A 5,399-nucleotide genomic window follows, 5' to 3' on the forward strand; every position below is an offset into this window, starting at 1 on the left:
ATTGGGTCGACGAGCGCTTAAACATCACACCGATGTGGCGTGACTTGGCTGACCACGAAGTACCTGAGCACGTGAACCCGGCACATCATTTTTCCGCTTTTGTTTACTGCTTTGGTGGACTTACGTTCTTTATTACCGTTATTCAAATCTTGTCTGGTATGTTCTTGACGATGTATTATGTACCAGACGTTATCAATGCTTACGAATCTGTTAAGTACCTCCAGAACGAAGTAGCGTTCGGGGTAATCGTACGCGGTATGCATCACTGGGGTGCCAGCTTGGTTATCGTGATGATGTTCCTACATACTCTGCGTGTATTCTTTACAGGTGCATACAAAAAGCCTCGTGAATTGAACTGGGTAGTCGGCGTACTGATTTTCTTCGTTATGCTGGGTCTCGGTTTCACAGGTTACCTCTTGCCTTGGGATAACACCGCATACTTTGCGACCAAAGTAGGTGTGCAGATCGCTGACTCTGTACCTTTCATCGGTCCATACGTAAAAACATTGCTCACAGGCGGAGACATTCTAGGGGCGCAAACCCTTACCCGTTTCTTCGCGATTCACGTGTTCTTCCTCCCAGGCGCGCTGCTTGGTCTGCTGGGAGCTCACTTTGTTATGATCCGTTCGCAAGGTATCTCGGGTCCACTATAATCGGTCTTCGAAAAAAGGAGGAAATAGCATGGCAAAACAAGATAAAGATGCTACCTTCGTCGGAGATTCCCGAGTATCGGCGAAGCGTATTCCAAACATTTCTCCATCCTACTCCGACTTTCCAGGTAAAAACGAGCCGTTTTGGCCAAACTTCCTGTTGAAAGAGTGGATGGTGGCAGCCGTTTGCTTGGTTGGTTTCTTAGTGTTAACGGTTTCACATCCGTCGCCGTTAACTGACAAAGCAAACCCGAATGATACTTCCTTCATTCCGTTGCCAGACTGGTACTTCTTGTTCCTGTATCAAATGCTGAAATATCCTTGGGCTGCAGGGGATTGGGTCGTACTCGGTACCGTTGTCGTTCCAGGTATCGCATTTGGTGCACTGATGTTGGCGCCTTGGCTGGATACCAGCAAAGAGCGTCGTCCTAGCAAGCGTCCAGTTGCTACAGGCTTGATGCTGACTGCACTCGTTGGTATTTTCTACCTGACTTGGGCAGCAAACCATGAGTATCATCTGGCTCACCCAGATAAAGGGAAAGGAACTGGTGGCAAAGAGGGATCGAGTGCAACTGCACCTGCTCCTGCTGACACCAGCTTTAAAGCAGATGCGCTTTGGAAAGCGCAAACAAGCTGTATGGGGTGCCATGGTAAAAACATGGAGGGTGGCATGGGTCCAAACCTCCAAAAAATCGGCGCAACTTTGGATGCAGCCAAGATTACTGATGTCATCAAGAACGGTAAAGGCGCAATGCCAGGCGGTATGATCAAAGATGAAGCAGAAATCGCAAAGCTAGCAGAATATATGGCTGGCTTGAAATAAGCTAATAGGGGAAAAGCTGGCTGATAATGCGGTCAGCTTTTTCGTTAGCGGCGTACACAGCGGGAGACGATTATAGATGATCTGGATATGGGAGTGGTTTCGGCAATCTTTGGGCAAAAGGTGGTTTCTTTGGACGCTGTTCGTCGTCAACTTTTTAGGAACCATATATGGTTTCATCTGGTATGGTAACCAATTAGCTGAGACACCAGCATATTTGATTCCTTTTGTCCCGGACAGCCCGACAGGTAGCGGACTTTTTTCGCTTGTACTCCTTACCTATTTGTTGGGTCGCCACATTCCTGTACTGGAAGCTTTGGCTGGCATCACCAATTTTAAGTACGGTGTCTGGGCCGTCTGCATTATCGTGGCTGGTTGGATGATGGGCAATGAAGTGCGTTGGACAGATGTGATGTTGATCATTTCCCACACCGGCATGGCTGTGGAATCTGTTTTGTATGCGCGTTTTTACAAGCTAAGTCTTCTGCCGGTGGGAATCGCTGCGCTGTGGACACTGAATAATGATTTTCTCGATTACGTCATGGACATCCATCCGTGGCTGCCGAGTGTGCTGGATCCGTATGAGGGCTTTGTTGGTTTGTTTACGGTTCTTCTCAGTCTGATCTCGATCTCGGTGATCTGGTGGGTAAATATGAAGTATACGACAAATAAGGTCTAATCTTGTCCTCCTTTCCATAGGCTGTACTAGGGAAGGAGGTTATTTGCGTTGAAGAAAAACATCCGGTTTTTATTATTCTTTCTCATGATCGGGTTGTTCTTGTCGTGGCCCATTCATAATTTGTACACGAAGCTAAATCAACCGATAGAACAAAAGCAGTTGGCAGCATTGGATCAAATTGCGCATGAGTTCTTGACGTATGTAAAAAAGGGAGACCTTGAAGGGGCAGAGCAGCGGATCGTCCAGCTAGCAGAACGATTCCCGAACCAGCATTTGCCCAATCCGATACGTATTGAGAGTCTGAATGCAGTGACCCAGTCGATACTAGCAGCCAAGCAAAGTTTTGCTTCCGCAAATGCAAGTGAACAGCAATTGCTGTGGCATGCTACGAGGGTGCGTATCGCCATAGACGCACTTACCCATGACCACCAGCCGATGTGGCGTAGCTACTATCCTTCTCTCGTTACACAGGTCCAAAACCTGCAGCTATCGGCTGTTGAGCGGAATTTCAGTCAGTTTCGCGAACAGTTCGATGAGAACTACCGATTATTTTTGGCCATTAAGCCGGGCATGAGTATTCAGCTTCCAGAGGGGCAAATGTCCTCGATTACGGTTGCGTACGATATCATATCCAAAGAGATGCGAAACACCCAAGTAGATTGGCAGCTGGTTCGAGAGGCGTTGCGAGAACTGAACAGCTCCTTTCAAGTGGCTTTTGTGGGAGAAGAGAAGAGTACGTTTGCTCGTTTAATGATGCGGCCAGATTCTCCTATTGTTATTCTCGCCTCTATCTCGATAGCTTTGATCATGGCCTTGTCTTATGTGGCGTGGAAGAAATATGACGGAGAAATCCGTTCGACCTAAAAGGTAAAAAAACCCCTGCCTGTACGAAAAGGCAAGGGTTTTTTTGCGTTGCTTCATGCTAGTCGTGAAGCGGTTTCTTGTTTTCATCTAGGGTGAAGCCTTCTCCGAGAACTTCATGCACGTCGTTTACGATAACAAAAGCGTGCGGATCAATTTCTTGCACAAGGGTTTTAAAACGCATGACTTCGTTCCGGCTGACAACGACATAGATGACTTTCTTTTCCTCGCCAGAGTAGGCGCCTTTACCTGCTAATAGTGTCACACCACGACCTACATCGAGAATGTGCTTGGCGATGCTATCTGCTTCGTTGGAGATGATCGTCAATGCTTTTCCAGCATAAGCGCCATCTTGGAAAAAGTCGATGACACGTGCTGCGATAAAGACGACGACAAGGGTATACATGGCGCTTTCTAGATTCAAATAGACGAGGGACGCCCCGATGACCAAGATGTCTCCGAAAAATAACGTCCTGCCCATACTGATACCCATGTATTTCTGAAGCAGTCTGGCAATGATGTCCACACCGCCGGTCGTTCCGCCGTAACGGAAAATAATCCCTAAACCGACACCAACAGCTACCCCGGCGTACAGGGAAGCAAGCAAGCGATCTTTCATTGGCAACGGAAGCACACCATCAAATAAGGATAAAAAGACGGAAAGAGAAACCGTTCCCAAAATCGTGTAGAAAAAAGAAGTTCGTCCAAGAATTTTCCAGCCCAAGAAAAATAACGGTACGTTCAGGACAAAGAAGACGATTCCCTGATCCACAACAGGAACTAACAGCTTGATCAAAATACTGATACCAGTGATACCGCCCTCAGCTAGATGATTGGGAATGTTGAACGCGTTAATACCAAATCCCATAATGGCAGAACCGATGATAATGGCAATGATACTGTCAAGACGAATTTTCATATTTCCTCCTGTTCGCCGGACCAGGAAAAGGTTTCCCCCCGGACATGATGTGCAGGTAATTCTTGTGTTACCTGAGGGCTATCCGAAAGCCATTATAAATGAACGCTCGTTTGATTGTCCATATGCTGGAAAGACGAAGTATTGTGATTTGGCAAACGAAGCCTTTTTTAGTACGATAGGTGAAAGAGAGAAGAATGTGAAAAAAGGAGTGGGCGGATGGTACGGCAAAAGACTATGCAAGAGATGCAGCAAGAAGTTGATCAATACATATCGCAATTTAAAGAAGGATATTTTTCTCCGCTTTCCATGCTGGCTAGAATGACAGAAGAAGTAGGAGAATTAGCCAGAGAGATTAATCATTTTTATGGCGAAAAACCGAAGAAAAAGGACGAAGGCGAAAAAACAGTAGAAGAAGAACTGGGTGACGTACTCTTCATCGTGATTTGTTTCGCAAACTCACTCGGAATCGATTTGCAGGAAGCGTTTGATCGTATTATGCACAAGTTTAATACTCGCGATAAAGATCGCTGGACGAGAATAGAGGAGAACGAGCAGCATGACTAAACAAATTCGTGTAGCAGTTGCTGGCGCAAATGGTCGGATGGGGCAAGAAGTAGTGAAAATGCTGGCGCAGGATACCGCGCTTGTGTTTACAGGCAATCTGGATACGCGTGTGAGCGAAGAGGAAATCAATCAACAATTGGACGAAATGAAGCCGGATGTTTTGGTAGACTTTACAACACCGCATACTGTGTATCGTCATATGGAGCTCTGTCTGGCTCGTGGTGTAAGACCGGTAGTAGGAACAACAGGGCTGACAACAGAGCAGCTGCAAGAGATGAGTGAGCGCTATAAAGAAGCAGGACTGGGTGCCATCATTGCTCCGAATTTTGCAATCGGAGCGATTCTATGTATGAAGTTTTCCGCAATGGCAGCAAAATATATGCCGCATGTGGAAATTATCGAGCTGCATCATGACAGAAAGCTGGATGCACCAAGTGGAACTGCTTTGAAGACCGCAGAGATGATTGCAGCCGTTCGGGAAGAGCTAAAGCAAGGGCATCCTGAAGAGGTAGAAACAATTCCAGGCGCTCGCGGAGCAGATTACGAAGGCTTCCGGATTCACAGTGTCCGCCTGCCAGGCATGGTTGCCCACCAGGAGGTTTTGTTTGGGGCAACAGGCCAAACACTGTCCATTCGTCACGACTCGATTAACCGGGAATCTTTCATGCCAGGGGTAAACATGGCTATTAAAGCCGTAATGAATATGAACGGATTGATTTATGGATTGGAACATCTGATTGATTAAACGTTTGATTAACATACACACGATACCCAGCCATAAAGGGAGAGGTTTTCTTGAGAATTGCATTGATTGCCCATGATCGAATGAAAGAACAGATTGTGCAACTAGCGATGGCCTATGAATCTATTTTGGCAAAGCATGACCTGTATGCCACAGGAACAACT

The 5,399-nt window shown here is 46.6% G+C and carries 7 protein-coding genes and 1 pseudogene; 7 read left to right on the forward strand and 1 reads right to left on the reverse strand.

Going from position 1 to position 5,399, the window contains the following annotated elements:
- The 4 genes from qcrB to C7R94_RS28570 form a co-directional block, all read left to right on the forward strand.
- On the forward strand, positions 1-653 hold a 653-nt coding region (qcrB, locus tag C7R94_RS28555; RefSeq protein WP_106785914.1), incomplete at its 5' end, for a menaquinol-cytochrome c reductase cytochrome b subunit.
- A gap of 28 nt (positions 654-681) precedes the next feature.
- Positions 682-1,473 carry a menaquinol-cytochrome c reductase cytochrome b/c subunit gene (locus tag C7R94_RS28560; protein WP_106785915.1) on the forward strand — a complete coding sequence of 264 codons (792 nt, stop codon included), beginning with the start codon at positions 682-684 and terminating at the stop codon, positions 1,471-1,473.
- Between the two features lie 76 nt (positions 1,474-1,549).
- The gene (locus C7R94_RS28565; RefSeq protein ID WP_017248137.1) at positions 1,550-2,149 is read left to right on the forward strand and encodes a DUF1405 domain-containing protein; all 600 of its coding nucleotides are present in this window, start codon (positions 1,550-1,552) and stop codon (positions 2,147-2,149) included.
- Positions 2,150-2,197: 48 nt separating this feature from the next.
- Positions 2,198-3,013 (forward strand): sporulation protein YpjB, encoded by an 816-nt coding sequence (locus C7R94_RS28570; RefSeq protein WP_047069010.1) that lies wholly within the window; start codon positions 2,198-2,200, stop codon positions 3,011-3,013.
- A gap of 58 nt (positions 3,014-3,071) precedes the next feature.
- Here C7R94_RS28570 and C7R94_RS28575 read toward each other — a convergent pair whose 3' ends face one another.
- Entirely contained in the window at positions 3,072-3,929 is an 858-nt protein-coding gene (locus tag C7R94_RS28575) for a YitT family protein (RefSeq protein ID WP_047069011.1), read from the reverse strand.
- A gap of 216 nt (positions 3,930-4,145) precedes the next feature.
- Here C7R94_RS28575 and C7R94_RS28580 point away from each other — a divergent pair, with 216 nt between their 5' ends.
- The 3 genes and pseudogenes from C7R94_RS28580 to C7R94_RS28590 form a co-directional block, all read left to right on the forward strand.
- Positions 4,146-4,493, forward strand: a complete 348-nt coding sequence (locus C7R94_RS28580) for a nucleotide pyrophosphohydrolase (RefSeq protein WP_047069012.1) — start codon at positions 4,146-4,148, stop codon at positions 4,491-4,493.
- A complete protein-coding gene (gene dapB, locus C7R94_RS28585; protein ID WP_106785916.1) occupies positions 4,486-5,238 on the forward strand; it encodes a 4-hydroxy-tetrahydrodipicolinate reductase in 753 nt (250 codons plus the stop codon). Before C7R94_RS28580 ends, dapB begins: the two co-directional genes overlap by 8 nt.
- A 50-nt stretch (positions 5,239-5,288) precedes the next feature.
- Positions 5,289-5,399, forward strand: a pseudogene (locus C7R94_RS28590) (methylglyoxal synthase); the annotation flags it as partial.

This window comes from Brevibacillus sp. NRRL NRS-603 (assembly GCF_003013445.1).
Lineage (GTDB): Bacteria > Bacillota > Bacilli > Brevibacillales > Brevibacillaceae > Brevibacillus > Brevibacillus formosus.

Coding starts and splice junctions, on each gene's coding strand:
- C7R94_RS28560 (WP_106785915.1), top strand. CDS start 682: ATGGCAAAACAAGATAAAGATGCTACCTTCGTCGGAGATTCCCGAGTA.
- C7R94_RS28565 (WP_017248137.1), top strand. CDS start 1,550: ATGATCTGGATATGGGAGTGGTTTCGGCAATCTTTGGGCAAAAGGTGG.
- C7R94_RS28575 (WP_047069011.1), bottom strand. CDS start 3,929: ATGAAAATTCGTCTTGACAGTATCATTGCCATTATCATCGGTTCTGCC.
- C7R94_RS28580 (WP_047069012.1), top strand. CDS start 4,146: ATGGTACGGCAAAAGACTATGCAAGAGATGCAGCAAGAAGTTGATCAA.
- dapB (WP_106785916.1), top strand. CDS start 4,486: ATGACTAAACAAATTCGTGTAGCAGTTGCTGGCGCAAATGGTCGGATG.